The 16,305-nt window shown below is 58.9% G+C and carries 17 protein-coding genes; 7 read left to right on the top strand and 10 right to left on the bottom strand.

The genetic code is table 11. The features are described 5' to 3' along the window. Window positions 1–7: 7 nt before the first annotated feature. From B195_RS06720 to B195_RS06745, 6 genes are all read right to left on the bottom strand, one after another. Entirely contained in the window at window positions 8–634 is a 627-nt protein-coding gene (locus B195_RS06720) for a response regulator transcription factor (RefSeq protein ID WP_003446589.1), read from the bottom strand. A gap of 371 nt (window positions 635–1,005) precedes the next feature. After that, on the bottom strand, window positions 1,006–2,337 hold the full coding sequence (locus B195_RS06725; RefSeq protein WP_003446591.1) for a deoxyguanosinetriphosphate triphosphohydrolase: 1,332 nt from the start codon (window positions 2,335–2,337) through the stop codon (window positions 1,006–1,008). A 149-nt stretch (window positions 2,338–2,486) separates the two neighbouring features. Continuing rightward, window positions 2,487–2,831: a hypothetical protein gene (locus B195_RS06730; protein WP_003446593.1), complete on the bottom strand. Its 345-nt coding sequence runs from the start codon at window positions 2,829–2,831 to the stop codon at window positions 2,487–2,489. Beyond that, entirely contained in the window at window positions 2,828–3,205 is a 378-nt protein-coding gene (locus B195_RS06735; RefSeq protein ID WP_003446595.1) for a phage holin family protein, read from the bottom strand. Before B195_RS06735 ends, B195_RS06730 begins: the two co-directional genes overlap by 4 nt. Window position 3,206: 1 nt before the next feature. Then, window positions 3,207–3,521 carry a YqjD family protein gene (locus tag B195_RS06740; protein WP_003446596.1) on the bottom strand — a complete coding sequence of 105 codons (315 nt, stop codon included), beginning with the start codon at window positions 3,519–3,521 and terminating at the stop codon, window positions 3,207–3,209. 141 nt (window positions 3,522–3,662) lie between these two features. Next, a complete protein-coding gene (locus B195_RS06745; RefSeq protein WP_003446598.1) occupies window positions 3,663–5,399 on the bottom strand; it encodes a monovalent cation:proton antiporter-2 (CPA2) family protein in 1,737 nt (578 codons plus the stop codon). 274 nt (window positions 5,400–5,673) lie between these two features. On the opposite strand from B195_RS06745, the gene B195_RS06750 reads away from it, so the two are divergent. Together B195_RS06750 and B195_RS06755 are read left to right on the top strand one after the other, a co-directional pair. Then, the gene (locus tag B195_RS06750) at window positions 5,674–5,910 is read left to right on the top strand and encodes a glutaredoxin family protein (RefSeq protein WP_003446600.1); all 237 of its coding nucleotides are present in this window, start codon (window positions 5,674–5,676) and stop codon (window positions 5,908–5,910) included. A 57-nt stretch (window positions 5,911–5,967) separates the two neighbouring features. Then, window positions 5,968–6,858: a pseudouridine synthase gene (locus B195_RS06755; protein WP_003446601.1), complete on the top strand. Its 891-nt coding sequence runs from the start codon at window positions 5,968–5,970 to the stop codon at window positions 6,856–6,858. 68 nt (window positions 6,859–6,926) lie between these two features. Here B195_RS06755 and B195_RS06760 read toward each other — a convergent pair whose 3' ends face one another. Both B195_RS06760 and mobA read right to left on the bottom strand, forming a co-directional pair. After that, window positions 6,927–7,148 (bottom strand): YgdI/YgdR family lipoprotein, encoded by a 222-nt coding sequence (locus tag B195_RS06760; protein WP_003446602.1) that lies wholly within the window; start codon window positions 7,146–7,148, stop codon window positions 6,927–6,929. 106 nt (window positions 7,149–7,254) lie between these two features. Next, entirely contained in the window at window positions 7,255–7,824 is a 570-nt protein-coding gene (gene mobA / locus B195_RS06765) for a molybdenum cofactor guanylyltransferase MobA (protein WP_003446603.1), read from the bottom strand. 79 nt (window positions 7,825–7,903) lie between these two features. On the opposite strand from mobA, the gene moaB reads away from it, so the two are divergent. After that, a complete protein-coding gene (gene moaB / locus B195_RS06770; protein WP_003446604.1) occupies window positions 7,904–8,443 on the top strand; it encodes a molybdenum cofactor biosynthesis protein B in 540 nt (179 codons plus the stop codon). After that, window positions 8,427–9,653 carry a gephyrin-like molybdotransferase Glp gene (gene glp / locus B195_RS06775; RefSeq protein ID WP_003446605.1) on the top strand — a complete coding sequence of 409 codons (1,227 nt, stop codon included), beginning with the start codon at window positions 8,427–8,429 and terminating at the stop codon, window positions 9,651–9,653. Before moaB ends, glp begins: the two co-directional genes overlap by 17 nt. Before the next feature lie 91 nt (window positions 9,654–9,744). Here the strand turns inward: glp and B195_RS06780 are convergent, their stop codons facing one another. After that, window positions 9,745–11,193, bottom strand: coding sequence for a mannose-1-phosphate guanylyltransferase/mannose-6-phosphate isomerase (locus B195_RS06780; RefSeq protein ID WP_037001917.1), 1,449 nt, complete (start codon window positions 11,191–11,193; stop codon window positions 9,745–9,747). Between the two features lie 180 nt (window positions 11,194–11,373). Between B195_RS06780 and yegS the strand changes: the two genes are divergently transcribed. The 3 genes from yegS (at window position 11,374) to B195_RS06795 (ending at window position 14,192) form a co-directional block, all read left to right on the top strand. Continuing rightward, entirely contained in the window at window positions 11,374–12,303 is a 930-nt protein-coding gene (gene yegS, locus B195_RS06785; RefSeq protein WP_003446607.1) for a lipid kinase YegS, read from the top strand. 82 nt (window positions 12,304–12,385) lie between these two features. Further along, a complete protein-coding gene (locus B195_RS06790) occupies window positions 12,386–13,321 on the top strand; it encodes a chemotaxis protein CheV (RefSeq protein ID WP_003446608.1) in 936 nt (311 codons plus the stop codon). Between the two features lie 64 nt (window positions 13,322–13,385). Beyond that, the gene (locus B195_RS06795; protein WP_003446609.1) at window positions 13,386–14,192 is read left to right on the top strand and encodes an MOSC domain-containing protein; all 807 of its coding nucleotides are present in this window, start codon (window positions 13,386–13,388) and stop codon (window positions 14,190–14,192) included. A gap of 82 nt (window positions 14,193–14,274) precedes the next feature. Here B195_RS06795 and B195_RS06800 read toward each other — a convergent pair whose 3' ends face one another. Further along, window positions 14,275–16,203: a transglycosylase SLT domain-containing protein gene (locus B195_RS06800; protein ID WP_003446610.1), complete on the bottom strand. Its 1,929-nt coding sequence runs from the start codon at window positions 16,201–16,203 to the stop codon at window positions 14,275–14,277. Between the last annotated feature and the right edge of the window lie 102 nt (window positions 16,204–16,305).

Below are 16,305 nucleotides of genomic sequence, written 5' to 3' on the forward strand. Positions count from 1 at the left end.
GAGTTCTTCATACCAAAGCGTTGCGTTTAGCCATTTCGATAAGGTTGATCATTGAGCTGACTTGCAGTTTTTGCATGAGCCGTTTTTTGTAAGTGCTCACGGTCTTGTTACTAAGAAACATGTCTGTGGCTATTTGCTTGTTTGTTTTTCCCTGGGCAAAAAGTTTCAGGACCATGAGTTCGCGGTCGTTGACAAGTTTGAACAGTTGCATTTCGGATGAGTCACCGTTTTCGTACTTTTCTGAACTCAATGCCTGGCCGGGGAAGTAGTGGTAGCCGGAAAATACAGCTTTGATGGCACTGACAAGTTCGCTCAGGTCTTCTTGTTTGCATACATACCCGGCTGCACCTGAATGCATGCAGCGCATGGCAAAAAGTGCAGGGGGCTGGGCCGTCAAAACCAGGGTTTTAACCCGTGTGTTCATTGTGTTGAAGCGCGCCAGCACTTCAAGACCATCGAGCTTTGGAATGCTGATATCGAGAATGACCAGGTCCGGCATGGACTCACGGATCATCTGCATTGCATCTACACCATTATCGGTTTCCCCGACTATTTCATAACCCTCATGCTCTAACAGCATGCGGATGGCAAGTCGGATCACAGGATGGTCGTCAACAATGAATACGGTGTTCATAAGAAATCCCACAAAGTACGGTATAGAATAGGCGCACCTTAGCTTAGTTATATGGAGTGATATACGATTGGGTAGGCCAGTAAGGGTAGTATGGGAATAGTCCTACATTAAATAAGGCAGGGGTTAAGGGGTTACTTGGAAAGTTGGAGAAGGTGAGCGAGGCAGTCAAAGGTTTACTTGAAATAACGCCTGGGTTTTATCGAATTTTCTTTTGTGTAAAGTGAATTTTCCTACAGTTTTTTTCTGTTTTTATACAGGGGTAGTTGAAGGGGGGTGGGAGTTCCGGGTGGCGACAAGTGTCCGCGTTTGATTCAGCTCGGCACAGGCCGGAAACACGGCGCCCCGCCCTTTTTACAAGGGCGGGGCCGTTGTCAGGTCGGGCTGGAGCGCCCGGTCATTTCCCGGGCCATCTCGGTGGCATAGCTATCGGTCATCCCGGCAATAAAGTCGATGATCCGCATAAACGCACGATGCAACGGCCATTGCGGATGGGGGGCGTTATTCCCCAGCAGGTCGAGGATCCGGCGACTCTTGAACGACGGGGTTCGTCCGCCATACTGCTCCAGTGCTGCGCCACAAAAGGCGTTCAGCAGAATTTCGAGCGTGGTGTAGGCGCCGATTTCATGCAGGGTTTTGCGTTTGTCCTGGAAGATCTTCTTGCGCGCCATGTCCTTGGCATCCAGTACACAGCGCTTGGCCGGACCGTGCATGTGCTCCACCAGATCCCCGGGCAGGGTGCCGGCCAGCAGTTGCTCTTGCTGCTCAACGAATGCCAGTGCAGCAGCGTTGGTCAGGTGCTCGATGGCTTTACCGCGCAGAATCGCCAGCTTGCGCCGTTGGGAGTCCTGGGGGCCGAGCAGGCGATAGGTTTGCGGCAGGTCATCGCCCACCAGCCCCAGTAACAAGGATTCAACTTCGTCATACTGCAGAAGATCCATCTCCAGGCCATCTTCAAGGTCGATCAGTGCGTAGCAGATGTCATCGGCCGCCTCCATCAGGTACACCAGCGGATGCCGCGCCCAGCGCTGGTCTTCGATTTGTGGCAGGCCAAGCTTGTGGGCAATGTTTTCGAGCAGGTGCAGTTCACTTTGATAGCAGCCGAACTTGTGCTTCTTGTAGCCCAAAGCGTCCGCATGGCGTGCGGTCCAGGGGTATTTGAGGAAGGTGCCAAGGGTGGCGTAGGTCAGGCGGGTACCGCCATCGAACTGGTGGTATTCAAGTTGCGTAAGCACCCTGAAGCCTTGCGCATTACCTTCAAAACTCAGGAAATCATTGCGCTCGGCATCGCTCATGTCGTTCAGCCAGCCCCGGTCTGCTGCCTGTTGAAACCAGTTGCGAATGGCGTCTTCACCCGAGTGGCCAAAGGGCGGGTTACCAATGTCATGGGCCAGACAGGCGGACTGAACGACCATGCCCAGGTCGGCCGGATCGCACCATTCGGGCAGCGCGCTACGGATCGTTTCACCAACCCGCATACCCAGTGAGCGTCCCACGCAACTGACTTCAAGTGAGTGGGTGAGGCGGGTATGGATATGATCGTTACTGTTGACCGGATGGACCTGGGTTTTGCGTCCCAAACGACGGAATGCGCCAGAAAATATGATCCGGTCATGGTCTTTATGGAAAGGGCTGCGCCCGAGTTCTTCGGGGCTGTGGTGGGGTTTTCCGAGGCGTTCGCGGTTAAGCAGGGTTTGCCAATCCAAGGCGCAGTGCTCCGTCAGTGACTGAGGCCCCAGCTTCTCGCTTCACACAGGATGGTGCAAGCCGCAGATGGTTCCATGCATGTCCAGGGCATTATCGGTGTTGCCCCCATGTGCAGGAACGAGGCAAGCCCGCTCCTGCACATGGCCCGTCAAGGCTTGCGCGACGAGGCTGCCTGGATGACCATTTTGATCAGTGGCAACAGGCCTGTGGTCAGACCGATCCAGCGTGATGTTCCATCGCTGCCTTTGCTTTTTGCACTTCTGCCCGTCAGAAAGCCGAGTACGCTGACAAGCCCCACGGCCCACAGCGAACCGTGCTTTATCCCCAGGTTTTCTTGCCAGTTGCTGGCCATGCCGCGCACTTTTTGCAGTGGTTGCAGCAGTTGTTGCGATTCGTGACGAATCTCCTGGCGGTGCATTTCCATGCGCAGACGGATCAACAGTTTGCGCATCTCGCGCCGTGAGGCGTTTTGTGGCATTTCAGGATGGCTCATGGCATCAATCGCTCACGGTCTTTGGCCAGCTCTTCCAGCGTGGCGTTGAAAGGAGAAGACTCATCGAACACCGCCGCTTTAAGGCGCACGCCGCAGAACGCCGCCGCCAGCGCATAAAACACGCAGAGCCCGATAATGCCGCTCAGGCGATAACTGTCCCAGAGCAATATCAACACCAGCGCCGACAGACCGATCAGCAACAACAGGGCGAACACCAGTGCCAGCCCGGCAAATAACAACAGGCTGACCGTGCGCGCTTTCTGCTCTTGCAGTTCGATGCCCAGCAACTCGACATGGCTATGCAACAGACCCAGAACCGCGGCACCCAGGCGCCGCGGTGTGGAACGGGAGGAGCCGGATTCTTCAGTTGTCATATCAGCGCCGGGTGGCCAGCAGGCCAATCAGAAAGCCCACGCCCGCCGCGATGCCAACGGACTGCCAAGGGTTGGACTGAACATAATCTTCGGTGGCCACTACGGCAGCCTGGCCACGCTCCTGTAACGACTCCTTGGTATCAGCAAGCGATTCGCGGGCCTTGAGCAGGCTGTCCTGGATTTTGGCGCGTACTTCCTCAGCGCCGTCGCCGGCCAGAGTCGCAGAGTGCTCCAGCAATCTTTCCGTGTCGTTGACCAGGGCCTGGAAATCGGCCAACAGGATTTCTTGAGCATTCTTTGCTTTTATGCGGGCCATGGGTAACTCCGTTAGTGGCTTGTTGATGGTTCGAGTGTAGGCATTCGGTGAAGGTTCACTGCATTTCTCTGACACCTTGTGGGATTGCCCGCCCTGAATGCCAGAGATATCCCGCTGAGCGATTTAAAACCTTACCTCAATTTATTCATTTTCGCGGGGGAAACCAGACCCTTCCCGCGGCTCTGTACTTTCAAAGCAGCCTTCAAGCAAGTGATAGCGGTTATGCCGCACTTCATCCACCCGGCGCTGTACGGTTTTTTCTGAGAGCCCCAGCATGATCAGGGCATGGGAGGCGAGCATCAGGCTCGACTCCAGCAGTTCAGGTACCACTTCAGTTGCCCCGGCGGCCTTGAGCTCGGCGAGCTTACTGTCGTCGCGGGTTCTGACCAGAATGGGCACGTCCAGGGTAATGAGCCGGGCCTCCTCGAGCACGCTCATGGCCACGTCCGTGCTATCCACCGCGATAACCAGCAGGCGTGCCCGGTCCAGGCCGATAGCGCGCAGCAAATCACCCCGACGGGCATCGCCGTAGTGCACGCTGCTGTTTCCTTTGGCCGCTTCCTGAATCCGCTCCGGGTCGTAGTCCAGAGCCACGAAATGTTTGTTCTCGTTGCGCAGAAAACGCCCGATGGACTGGCCAACACGACCGTAACCGCACATCACCACATGGCCATGCAGCTCGGCACTTTGCGCGGCGATTTGTTCCAGCTCGGCTTCTTCATTGGACTTGCGGTGCAGGGCCGCGGCAATTTTAGGTGCGGCCCGCAGCAGCAGGGGAGTCAGCAGCATCGAACAGAAAGTGGCGGCCAGCAGGTAAGCGGCGATATCTGGCGGGATCAGCGAGTTGAGTTGCATCTGGGCCATCAGGGCAAAGCAGAACTCACCGCCCTGGGCCAGCGCCAGGCCACTGCGCCAGGCCGTTTCGCCATCGCTGCCGCGCAGCTTGACCAGGGTCGCGACGACAATGCCTTTGATCAGCATCAAGGCCAGGGTCAGGCCGAGAATCAGAAAGCCGTCGTGAACGAACAGTTGCAGATCGATCAGCATGCCGATACTGACAAAGAACAGCCCCAGCAAGATGTCGCGGAATGGCCGGATGTCGGCTTCAATCTGATGCCGGTAGTGGCTTTCCCCCAGCAACATGCCGGCCAGGAAGGCCCCCAGCGCAGGCGACAAACCGAGCAGGTGGGTCAGCCAGGCGGTCAGTAATACGATCACCAGTGCCAGCAGCACGAACAGTTCGGCCGATCGGGAAGCAGCAACTTCGTGAAACAGGCGTGGCAGCACGAAGCGACTGGCAAACAGCAGGCCAACAAACAAAATAACGGTTTTGCCCAAGGTGACCGGCAATGCCCAATACCAGGCCTGGTCGCTGCTGCCGGCAAATACCGGTACCAAGGTCAACAACAGCACCGCGACCACATCCTGAAACAGCAGCACGCCAATGGCGTTTTGCCCGTGGCGACTGAAAATTTCGCCCAGGCTGGTCAGTTCCTTGCTCACGATGGCCGTGGATGACAGAGAGAGGCCTGCGCCCAGCAAGAATGCTGTGTTGGCGCTCATCCCGAACGCATACAGCAAGCCGCCCAGAGCCGCGGTGCTCACCAGTACCTGCAGGCTGCCCAGGCCAAACACCACGCGGCGCAACTTGAGCATCTTGGGCAGTGAGAACTCCAGCCCCAGCGAGAACAATAAAAACACCACCCCCAACTCTGCCAGATCAGGCAGGTCCGGGCTGTCATTGACCCAGTCCAGTGCCGTCGGGCCCACCAGCAGGCCGACAGATAAATAACCCAGCACGGGGGGTAGTTGCAGGCGCCGGAACAGCGCGATCACCACCAGGGATGAGGCAAGGATGATTAACAAATTGGCGAACACGAAAGTCTTCCTTGTCAGTTCGAGTAAAAAAGTCGCGAGCATCCAGCAAACGAGCAGTGCCGGCGCTGATGTACATCATTCTTTGCTGCCAACCCCGCAAGGGGCCAGGTTCTTTGCCAGTGCTGGTCTAGGGTAGTCGCAAGCAGCGGTATAGAGCGATTGTATTCTTCTGCCCGGAGGGGGGCGGCCCGCAAACCCAGCGCGCCAGCAAGCGCCTCGACGTCTTGGGGCAAGGCTCTTAAACTGGACGCTTACTCAAACAAGGTCATTATTTATGCCTCCCGAATGTCAACTGTTCGGCACCCTTGGCTGCCACTTGTGTGAACTGGCCGAGGCTGAACTGATGCCTTTGGTCGAACATGGATTGCTGGTGGAGCTGGTGGATATCGCAGAAAGTGAAGCGCTGTTTGAGGCCTATGGCTTGCGCATTCCGGTACTGCGTCGGGTCGATACGGGCGAAGAGTTGAGTTGGCCATTTGATACGGCCCAAGTGGTGAATTTTCTCCAATAGCCCTGGGCGGTTGCTGTGCGCGATAATCACCGGCTGCATTTACCGTCCGAGTTATCTATGTCGACCCAGCCTTTCAACGCCGCCGAGCACCAAGCCAGCACTTTGTACCTGCCTGCCGGTAGCTGGCTGACCGTGCTCGATTGTTTGTGCGAGCATTTTCGCGCCATCAGACGCGAGCAATGGCTTGATCGCATCGCCCGCGGCCGGGTGCTGGATGCTGACGGTGCGCCGATCAGTGCGCAGTTGCGCTACAAGGAAGGTCTGCGCATTCACTACTTTCGCGAAGTGCCCAACGAGACTCCGATCCCGGTGCAGGAAACCATCCTGTATGCCGACGAGCATTTGGTGGTGGCGGACAAACCGCATTTCCTGCCGGTCACGCCGGCGGGCGAATACGTTGAGCAAACCTTGCTGCGGCGCTTGATTCGTACCCTGGGCAATCCGCACCTGGTCCCGCTGCACCGCATCGACCGGCACACGGCTGGCCTGGTGCTGTTCTCGGCCAATCCAGAAAGCCGGTCTGCTTATCAATCGTTATTTCCCACGCGCAAGATCGAAAAACGCTACGAAGCGATTGCCAAAGCCCTGCCTGACCTTGAGTTGCCACTGGTGCACAAAAGCCGGTTGGTGGCGGGCGAGCCGTTTTTCCGCATGCAAGAAGGCCCGGGTGCCAGCAACACCGAGACCCGGGTCGAGGTGTGTGAGAAAAACGCCGATTTGTGGCGATATGCGCTGTATCCGGTGACGGGCAAGAAGCATCAGTTACGGGTGCATATGGCGGCGCTGGGGGCGGGGATATGCAATGACCCGTTCTATCCGGACGTGCTCAAGGATGCACTTGATGACTATGCCAACCCGTTGAAGTTACTGGCCCACAGCCTGCGTTTCGCTGACCCGTTGACGGGGCAGGAGCGCTACTTTGAAAGCCGGATTCACCTGGACTGGTAAACCTCCCCCGCAGGCAGCCCCAGAAACAACAAAACCCGCACCAGGCGGGTTTTGTTTTGATGCGAGGCTTACAACTCTTTAACGGTACGAATCTGGTCTTTGTTGATGCGGGTTTCTTTACCGTCCAATTGTTTGAACTGGTAGAAGCCTGAATCTTCATCGTACTTTGGCGTGTCGATTGCCTGGATTTCACGACCGTCGTTGAGCGTGATCACTGTTGGCGAGGCGCAGCCGGCAAGGGCGGCCATGCCAGCAGCGAGCATGAGGGCGGCGAGAGTCCGATGAGTCATTGTGGTTCTCCAACAAATTAAAGTGCTGTTATAGATCTATCTGTCCCTGAGACGTATACAACGTCCGCAAGTTCCCTGGCTAGGGGCACAAGTGCAGCATGCCCGGTCAATCCAGTAGGTCAGGGGTGTTGAAATTGCTAAGCCGGGGGTCATTCTCTGCGCATTGCCAGGCACGGGCATTGAGCTGGAGCATGATTTTACGCGGGCTGCGCTCACCCGCGAGCCATGCCTGCTCGAAAGCCTCAGCCAGTGCCGTCGGGATCACACAGAACAGCGGCTCCCAGTGTTCGCCGTGGTGCACCATACAGGGTTGCTCCGGATATTGGCGGGCGGCGTTGAGCAGGGCGCAGAGCAAGTCACTGTCGACCCTGGGGGCGTCACAGGGCAACACCAGCAGGTGCGAGTGCCGGGCAACAGCCAGCCCGGCGCGGATACCCGCCAATGGCCCGGCAAAATCCTCATTGCCGTCACTGACCAGCACGTCTGCATAGTCTGCATACAGTTCGCGGTTGCGGTTGCAGGAAATGATCAGGTCATCGGTCAGCGGCCGCGCCACGCGCTGGGCGTGGGCGATCAGCGGCAGGCCCTGCCACATGACCAGGCCTTTGTCCTGCCCGCCCATACGCTGGCCACGGCCCCCCGCCAGCAACAGAATGGAGCATTGAAACTCGCTCATGGATGGACTCCGCGCAACCAGGCAAAAGAAGCGCTGTGATATAACACCGGGCTGTTTCTCCTACAACTGGACCTCGTCTATGAAAGCCAAGGTTGATGTGCCTTTCGTGCCTTTGAACATCGCTGTTCTGACTGTCAGTGATACCCGTACTCTCGAAACCGACACCTCGGGCCAGGTCTTTGTCGACCGCCTGAGCGAGGCCGGGCATCAACTGGCGGCCCGGGTGCTGCTTAAGGATGACCTGTATAAAATCCGTGCCCAGGTCGCGACCTGGATTGCCGATGACAGCGTGCAAGTGGTGCTGATTACCGGGGGCACCGGTTTTACTGCCCGTGACAGCACGCCAGAAGCGGTGAGCTGTTTGCTGGACAAGCAAGTCGATGGTTTCGGCGAGTTGTTCCGGCAGATCTCGGTGGCCGATATCGGCACCTCGACCGTGCAGTCCCGGGCCCTGGCCGGCCTGGCCAATGGCACGCTGGTGTGCTGCCTGCCGGGCTCGACCAACGCAGTGCGCACCGGTTGGGACGGGATTCTGGCCGAGCAACTGGACTCGCGTCACCGCCCATGTAACTTCGTGGCCCATTTAAAGCAGGCGCCGGCCTGTGAAACCCGTGGATAAGCCGGGTCGCACCGGCGAGCTGATGCCCGTCGAAATCGCCCTGGCGCGATTGCTGGCGTTGGCCGAAGCAGCTCCGATCCGCGACACTGAATCGCTCGCGCTAGCGGCCTGCGAAGGCCGGGTGCTGGCCCAGGATCTGATCTCCACCCTGGATCTGCCGCCATGGCCCAACAGTGCCATGGACGGTTACGCGCTGAACCTGGCCGACTGGTCCGGCATGCCGCTGCCGGTCAGCCAGCGAATTTTTGCCGGTCAGGCCCCCGAACCTTTGGCGGCGGGTACCTGTGCGCGGATCTTCACCGGTGCACCCGTGCCCGCAGGTGCCGATTGCGTCGAAATGCAGGAAAACGCTCAGGTCCAGGCTGATGGCCGGGTAGTGTTCACTGAAGCTTTGCACGCGGGTCAGAATATTCGCCCCCAGGGGCAGGAAACCACTGTCGGGGAGACCGTGCTTGCCGCGGGCACCCGTTTGGGCCCGATCGAACAGGGGCTGGCGGCGTCTTTGGGGTGTGCCGCGCTGGATGTGATCAGGCGGGTCAGGGTTGCGGTGTTGTCCACCGGCGATGAACTGATCGAGCCGGGCCAGGCATTGGGCCCGGGGCAAATCTACAACAGCAATCGCGTATTGCTGTGCAGCTGGCTGACGCGCCTGGGGTGTGAAGTGTTCGATGCCGGGATCTTGCCCGACGACTTGCCGGCAACCCGTCAGCGCCTGGCAGAACTGGGGGCGGTGGACCTGATTCTGTCCACCGGAGGCGTATCCGTCGGCGAGGCTGACTTCCTGGGTATTGCGCTGCGCGAAGAAGGTGAACTGGCGTTGTGGAAGCTGGCAATCAAGCCGGGGAAGCCTCTGACCTGCGGGCATTTTCGGGGTGTACCGGTGATTGGCCTGCCGGGCAATCCGGCATCGACCCTGGTGACCTTTGCACTGCTGGCGCGGCCTTACATCCTGCGCCGCCAGGGCGTACAGGCCGTCGAGCCGTTAAAGTTCCAGGTGCCGGCCGGGTTCGTCTGGCCCAAGGCGGGTAATCGCCGTGAGTACCTGCGTGGCCGGCTGGAGCAGGGGCGGGCGGTGATCTACAAAAACCAGAGTTCGGGTGTTTTGCGCAGTGCAGCCTGGGCCGAAGGGCTGGTGGAAGTGCTTGAAGGGCGGACCCTGGTGGAAGGTGACCTGGCAGGCTTCATCCCGTTAAGCGAAGTGTTGGGTTAAATCCCCGAAGACCTGCAGGCGCGAGCTTTTTATCGAGCTTATATTGAGTAGTGAGCTCGGTATTCTTCAGAAGCTCGCTCCTGCAAAACGCTTACCGTGCCACAGGCACCCGGCCATAAATGTCGCTCAGGCGCACTATGTCGTCTTCCCCCACGTACTCACCGCTCTGCACCTCAATCATCACCAGATCAACCGCCCCGGGGTTGACCAGGCGGTGGGCTCTGCCAGGTTTGATAAAGGTCGATTCGTTACTGTTGAGCTCAAACTGACGGTCGCCATTGGTGACCTGGGCGATGCCGCTCACCACAATCCAGTGTTCGCTGCGTAGCCGATGCATTTGCAGGGACAGCGCACCTTGCGGTTTGACCACGATACGTTTGATTTTCAGCCCCGGTCCTTCTTCGAGCACCGTATAGGTGCCCCAGGGGCGGGTGACGGTGCGGTGCAGGCGATAGGCATCGTGGCCCTGAAACTTGAGCGCCTGGGCGATGTATTTAACATCCTGGCTACGCTTGGCATCAGCGACCAGCAAGGCGTCAGGGGTATCAATGATGATCAGGTCGTTGAGCCCGACCCCGCCGACCAGACGTGTGGGCGAGTTGATATAGCAGTTGTGCACATCGTGCAGAACGCTTTCACCATTGCACTGGTTGCCGTTGGCATCCGCCGGGCTCAGCTCACGCACCGCCTGCCATGAGCCGATATCGCTCCAGCCCAATTGACAGGGAACCACCGCCACTTTTGTTGAACGTTCCATCAGCGCGTAGTCGATGGAAATATCGGGTGCCAGGGCGAAGGTGCGACTGTCCAGCTCAAGGTGCAGATCCTGTTGCCCCTCAAACGCCTGACTGTGTTCAAGGCAGTGGCTCACTGCCGTCAGCACCTGTGGCGCGTACTCCTGGAGTTCACGCAGCAGGCTGTCGACCCGCATGCAGAACATGCCGCTATTCCACAGGTGCTGGCCGCCGTCCAGAAATTGCCGGGCCGTGATGGCATCGGGCTTCTCAACAAATTGCGCCACCTGGAACCCGTCACCGTTCAGCGCCGGGCCTTTTTCTATATAGCCAAAGCCGGTTTCTGCCTTGCTCGGGCGGATGCCGAAAGTCACCAGCCAGCCCTGGTCGGCCAATCGCCGTGCGCTGTCGACGGCGTCGGCAAAGGCGGCCAGATCGGTGATCAGGTGGTCGGCCGGCAACACCAGCAGTTGCGCGTCCTCGCCGTAGCGTCGAGCTACGTGTAATGCGGCAGCAGCAATGGCCGGGGCGGTATTGCGTCCCTCGGGCTCAAGAATGAAATCCAGAGCCACGGCGCCATCGTTCAGTGGGCGATAGTCATCAAGGGTGCGGAAAAACACCTCGCGACTGGTCACCGTCAGCAAGCGGTTGACGTCTGCCAGGCCAGTTGCCCGATGGAAGGTCTTTTGCAGCAGGCTCTCGCCGTCGGGCAGGCGCATAAAGGGTTTGGGCATGGACTCACGGGACACTGGCCAAAGCCGGGTGCCAGCGCCTCCGGCGATGATGCAGGGAATGAGTGTGCTCATTCAGAAGGCCTCTGGCGTCAATGGGCTGCTTTGGGCGGTGGAGTTTGACCGGTTCTGCGCGATTGATCGACTGGTTGACGACAATAGTGCGGTATCGGGCAAATAAGTCGTGGCAGCATGGGTCTTTTCGGTTCGGCTGCTGTCCAAAAAATCAGACCGCTTTTGTCGAGGGAGATAGAGATGAGTGCAGGTAAGGCATTTTTGATTTTGCACGGTAAGCAAGCGCTCAACGAAGACGTGCGGGCTGCGGTGGAGCAACGGCGCGCCATGGGCTGGGAGCTGACAGTACGCCTGACATGGGAGGCCGGGGATGCCCAGCGGCTTGTGCACGAGGCTCTGGAGGCGGGCTATGACCAGATCATCGCGGGCGGTGGCGATGGCACCTTGCGCGATATTTGCGAGGCCCTGGCATTGGCCGATACCGAGGCCGGTCTGGTGCTGTTGCCGTTGGGCACTGCCAATGACTTTGCCCGGGCTGCCGGTATCCCGCTGCAACCCGATGAAGCCCTGGCCTTGCTGGACGTCCCCGCCCAAGCCATCGATCTGGGGGAAGTGGGTGGCCAGATATTCTTGAACATGGCCACGGGCGGCTTTGGCAGCCAGGTTACGGCCAATACCTCGGAAGACCTGAAAAAGGTGCTGGGCGGGGCGGCCTATCTGTTTACCGGGCTGACGCGTTTCACCGAACTGCACGCCGCTTATGCCGAGCTGCAAGGGCCGGACTTTCACTGGCAGGGTAATTTGCTGGCGCTGGGGATCGGCAACGGTCGCCAGGCCGGTGGCGGGCAGGAGCTGTGCCCACAGGCTCTGGTCGATGACGGTTTGCTGGATATCAGCATTCTGCCTGCACCCCAGGAAGTGGTCAGCACCCTGAAAGAGTTGATGGCCGGCGGCTGGAGCCTGGATAACCTGTTTGTCCGGGCGCGTGTGCCCTGGGTTGAAATCAAGGCGGCCGAGGGGCTTTCAATGAATCTGGATGGCGAGCCGCTGGAGGGTGATGCCATGCGCTTTGAAGTACGCAAGGGCGCGTTGAAGGTGCATTTGCCAGAAAACTCTCCACTGCTCAGCACGTCGACCCCAATTGATCCCGCGCAACTGCAGGAGGGATGACAGCAGCAACTGCCAGTCATAAAGAATCAGCCAGGCCGGCCGATAACCCCGGGCATCAAGCCCTTACGCCCAGGAGTTATTCATGGCCGGCATTCTCGACACGGTAGACCAGCGGACTCAGTTAGTGGGTGAAAACCGGCTGGAACTTCTCATGTTTCGCCTGGCAGGCCGGCAACTGTTCGCGATCAACGTGTTCAAGGTGCAAGAAGTCCTCCAACTGCCCAGATTGACCCTCATGCCGCACCGTCATCCTCATGTGTGCGGTGTGGTCAACCTGCGCGGCAAAACCCTGCCGGTGATCGATCTGTCTCGGGCGATCGGCATGCGCCCGGTGGTGCCGGGCCCCGACAGCACGATCATCGTCACCGAGTACAACCGTTCAGTTCAGGCGTTCCTGGTGGGCAGCGTGGACCGTATCGTCAATATGAACTGGGAGGCCATTCTGCCGCCGCCGGGCAGTGCCGGGCGCCAGCATTACCTGACCGCGATCAGCAAAGTCGATGAACAGCTGGTGGAGATTATCGACGTGGAAAAAGTGTTGGCCGAGATCGTCCCGTACAACGCCCGGGTCTCGCGCGAAAAACTGGCAGATCCGCTGCTGGAGCAGGCCCGTGGCCGTGAAGTGCTGCTGGTGGATGACTCCAGTGTGGCGGTGGCGCAATTGCGTGAAACGCTGTCGCAGTTGGGGCTCAAGATGCATGTTGCCAGCGATGGCCTCAAGGCCTTGAGCATGCTCAAGGCATGGGCGGACACAGGCCAGGTCATGACGGACAAGTTGCTGATGATTTTTACCGATGCCGAAATGCCGGAAATGGACGGTTATCGCCTGACCACCGAAATTCGTAACGACCCGCGTTTGCGCAGCCTGTACGTGGTGTTGCACACCTCGTTGTCGGGGAGCTTCAACGAGTCGATGGTGAAGAAGGTCGGCTGCGACAACTTTCTCTCCAAGTTCCAGCCGGACAAGCTGGTGGATGTGGTGCGTCAACGCTTGATGCTGGATCAAGTGCCGGCGTAACTTCGGGGGAAAAACTGATTTTTGCTCGTATACTTTGGCTTTTTAACTCTCTCGAGGCAGGCCAATGTTGCGTCTAAGCGCGCTTTATCGTTTTCCGCTGAAATCCGCCAAGGGCGAAAGCCTGCCCCAGGCCCGTCTGGACCGGCTGGGCCTGGTTGGTGATCGACGCTGGATGCTGGTCGATGAAGCGAGCGGCAGGTTCCTGACCCAGCGTGCCGACCCTGTAATGAGCCAGCTGTCGGCACTGTGGAACGCCGCCGGCGGTTTGACCCTGAGTGCCCGGGGTTTTGACCCGCTGGACGTGAAGGTGCCGGATGCCGAGTCGAATCTGCGGGGTGTCACCATCTGGCGTGACACTTTGCGAGTACCGGATGCGGGCGACGCTGCCGCTGACTGGCTAAGCCGCTTTGTCGAGAAGCCGGTACGGCTGGTGCATGTTCCGCTGGAGCGTGCGCGCACCACTGAAGCGGGCTATGGCCGTGATGATGACAAAGTGGCGTTTGCCGATGGCTACCCGCTGTTGCTGATAGGTCAGGCGTCGCTGGATGATCTTGGCGCCAGGGTCGGTCGCGAACTGGACATGCTGCGTTTTCGGCCAAACCTGGTGATTGAGGGCAGCGAAGCCTTTGCCGAAGACGGCTGGAAGCGCATCCGCATTGGTGATACCGAGTTTCGTGTGGTCAAGTCCTGCTCGCGTTGCATCCTCACGACGGTTGATCCGCACACCGGTGTGCGTGATGAACAGCGCGAGCCGCTGGCCACCTTGATGACTTATCGCAAGCAGGCAGAAGGGACTATGTTCGGTCAGAACCTGGTGAATGACGGTAACGGTGTGCTCGAAGTCGGCATGCCGGTAACCATTCTGGAGTAAACCCTTACCCTGTAGGAGCGAGCTTGCTCGCGAGCTGTTAAAAGCTCGCGAGCAAGCTCGCTCCTACAGCACATTGGTGTGTTTACTGGTCGTCAAAATAACGTTCGTGCCAGTCCACCAGCGGCTGCGGTACGTTGAGCTTTTGGCCGTAGATCACCGAATAAGACAGTACGTTCTGCACATACTGGCGTGTTTCGTCGAACGGGATGCTTTCGATCCAGACATCAAAGCCCAGGTGGTTTGCACCCTTGAGCCATTGGCGAACGCGGCCGGGGCCGGCGTTGTAGGCCGCGGAAGCCAGCACCCGGTTGCCGTTGAACTGGCCATGGACCTGACTCAGGTAGGCAGCACCCAGCTGGATGTTTTTGTCCGGGTTGAGTACTTGCTGTGGCGAGGCCAGCGGAATGCTGAATTTGCGTGCGGTTTCTTTGGCGGTGGCCGGCATCAACTGCATCAAGCCGCTGGCGCCCACACCCGAGCGGGCGTCATCCATAAAGGCACTTTCCTGACGGGTAATGGCAAATACCCAGCTCGAATGCAGCCCACGAACTTTGGCTTCTCGTACCAGCGTGTCGCGGTGTGCCATCGGGAAGCGAACATCCAGGTCATCCCAATACTGAGCTTGCGCCATGGTACGAATGGCGGGGAAGTACCACTTCAGGTCGTAGGCCAGTTTGGCCTGGGCGACCATTTCATCGCGGCTGAACAAGCGGCTGACGTAATACCACTCGCGTCGGCCATCGACGATTTGTCCGCGCTCGTGAAACTCCAGTGCGCGCTGCACGCCGGGCGTGTTGCGTACTTTATTGATCAGCTGCGGGCTGAGCATCAGCGGCTTGTTATTGAGCTGATACGGGGTCTGGGCCCGGTCGGCGGCCAGAAAGCCGTAAAAATCCCGCTCACCGGCGACTTTTTTGAACAGCGCCAGCGCTTGCGGGTTTTTAGGCTCGGCCAGTTCAAGGCTGCGGGCTTGCCAGTAACGCCAGCGGCTGGTGGTTGCCAGGTCCTGGGGCAGTTTGGTGGTCAACTGGTAGGCGTCTTGCCAGCGTGCCAGGCGTAACAGCAGGCGCAGACGCCATTCGGTGACCGTGTTGTCCCGCAGTTCCGGGTCGTACTTGGTCATGATGTCCAGGCCGCGACTGTCGTAGCGACGGGCGAACGTCAGACCGATTTCCCGGGCTATGGCGACTTTTTCGTCCCGCGAGAAATGCATGCTGCTGGCGTAGCTATCGAGCAGGGATGCGGCTTTTTCCGGATCCTGGCGTGCCAGACGGCGCAGGCCAAGGCCAACGGCATCAGACATGGCTTCGCTGGCGGGGGCGAAGCGCGACGGCTGGCTGAGCATGTCGGGCTTCTGGGCCACATCAATCATCAGCCTGGCTTGTGGGCCCAGCGTGTTGAGGCCGTTGGCCAGGGAGGTGGCAAGCCCGTAGTTGCGCGCTTCAGCTGCCAGCTTGACCCGCTTCCAGCGTTTTTGCTCGGTCAACTGGCCTTCGGCGGCCCACTGGCTGAACAGCGCGTCGCAGGCGGCAGGCTGTGCCTTGCCGACCATCCACAGTTTTTCGGCGTTGGCATAGCCTTCGGCCTTGAGGTTGTGCTTGAGCTGATACTGGCCGTTGAGGCAATCGAGTTCGGTGAAATTGAGCTTGGGGTCGTAATACTTTTCAAAAGTCGCCCAGTCGCCGCGCTCTGCCAGCCAGCGCAGCCAGCGCAACTTCATCCAGTTGGCCTGGGGCAGGTCGCCGTGTTGGGCCAGGAACTGCTCGATTTCAGGGTTGCTGGCCGACTTCAGACGTGCGGTCAGCTCGTCGTAGGCCAGATAGGGGGTCAGGGGATAACTGCGCAGCGCGGCGGCATTTTGAAAGTAAGGGCCGGAATCACCCTTGGCCAGGGCGCGCTTGGCATCATCGTAGAGCTGACGTTGTTGAGTGAGATCTGCAGCGTGGGCGGTTTGCACGGCGCAGGTAGTGAGAAGCAGGCAGGATAAAAAGTTGAAAAGACGACTGCGCATGTGGCTTCCGTACAAATGAAAAACGCGACAAGCGCAGGGCGACCCGCGCTGATTGTGCCGTAGCTTAGCCTTTTGCCAGCGCCCCGTGAAAGCCTTGCCGGC

The sequence above is a fragment of the Pseudomonas sp. Lz4W genome, assembly GCF_000346225.2.
Taxonomy (GTDB): Bacteria; Pseudomonadota; Gammaproteobacteria; order Pseudomonadales; family Pseudomonadaceae; genus Aquipseudomonas; species Aquipseudomonas paraversuta.

What these genes read in the sequence shown, in the direction of transcription:
- B195_RS06720 (WP_003446589.1), bottom strand. Translation starts at nt 634, where the DNA reads ATGAACACCGTATTCATTGTTGACGACCATCCTGTGATCCGACTTGCC.
- B195_RS06730 (WP_003446593.1), bottom strand. Translation starts at nt 2,831, where the DNA reads ATGAGCCATCCTGAAATGCCACAAAACGCCTCACGGCGCGAGATGCGC.
- B195_RS06735 (WP_003446595.1), bottom strand. Translation starts at nt 3,205, where the DNA reads ATGACAACTGAAGAATCCGGCTCCTCCCGTTCCACACCGCGGCGCCTG.
- B195_RS06740 (WP_003446596.1), bottom strand. Translation starts at nt 3,521, where the DNA reads ATGGCCCGCATAAAAGCAAAGAATGCTCAAGAAATCCTGTTGGCCGAT.
- B195_RS06750 (WP_003446600.1), top strand. Translation starts at nt 5,674, where the DNA reads ATGCCTCCCGAATGTCAACTGTTCGGCACCCTTGGCTGCCACTTGTGT.
- B195_RS06755 (WP_003446601.1), top strand. Translation starts at nt 5,968, where the DNA reads ATGTCGACCCAGCCTTTCAACGCCGCCGAGCACCAAGCCAGCACTTTG.
- B195_RS06760 (WP_003446602.1), bottom strand. Translation starts at nt 7,148, where the DNA reads ATGACTCATCGGACTCTCGCCGCCCTCATGCTCGCTGCTGGCATGGCC.
- mobA (WP_003446603.1), bottom strand. Translation starts at nt 7,824, where the DNA reads ATGAGCGAGTTTCAATGCTCCATTCTGTTGCTGGCGGGGGGCCGTGGC.
- moaB (WP_003446604.1), top strand. Translation starts at nt 7,904, where the DNA reads ATGAAAGCCAAGGTTGATGTGCCTTTCGTGCCTTTGAACATCGCTGTT.
- B195_RS06780 (WP_037001917.1), bottom strand. Translation starts at nt 11,193, where the DNA reads ATGAGCACACTCATTCCCTGCATCATCGCCGGAGGCGCTGGCACCCGG.
- yegS (WP_003446607.1), top strand. Translation starts at nt 11,374, where the DNA reads ATGAGTGCAGGTAAGGCATTTTTGATTTTGCACGGTAAGCAAGCGCTC.
- B195_RS06790 (WP_003446608.1), top strand. Translation starts at nt 12,386, where the DNA reads ATGGCCGGCATTCTCGACACGGTAGACCAGCGGACTCAGTTAGTGGGT.
- B195_RS06795 (WP_003446609.1), top strand. Translation starts at nt 13,386, where the DNA reads ATGTTGCGTCTAAGCGCGCTTTATCGTTTTCCGCTGAAATCCGCCAAG.
- B195_RS06800 (WP_003446610.1), bottom strand. Translation starts at nt 16,203, where the DNA reads ATGCGCAGTCGTCTTTTCAACTTTTTATCCTGCCTGCTTCTCACTACC.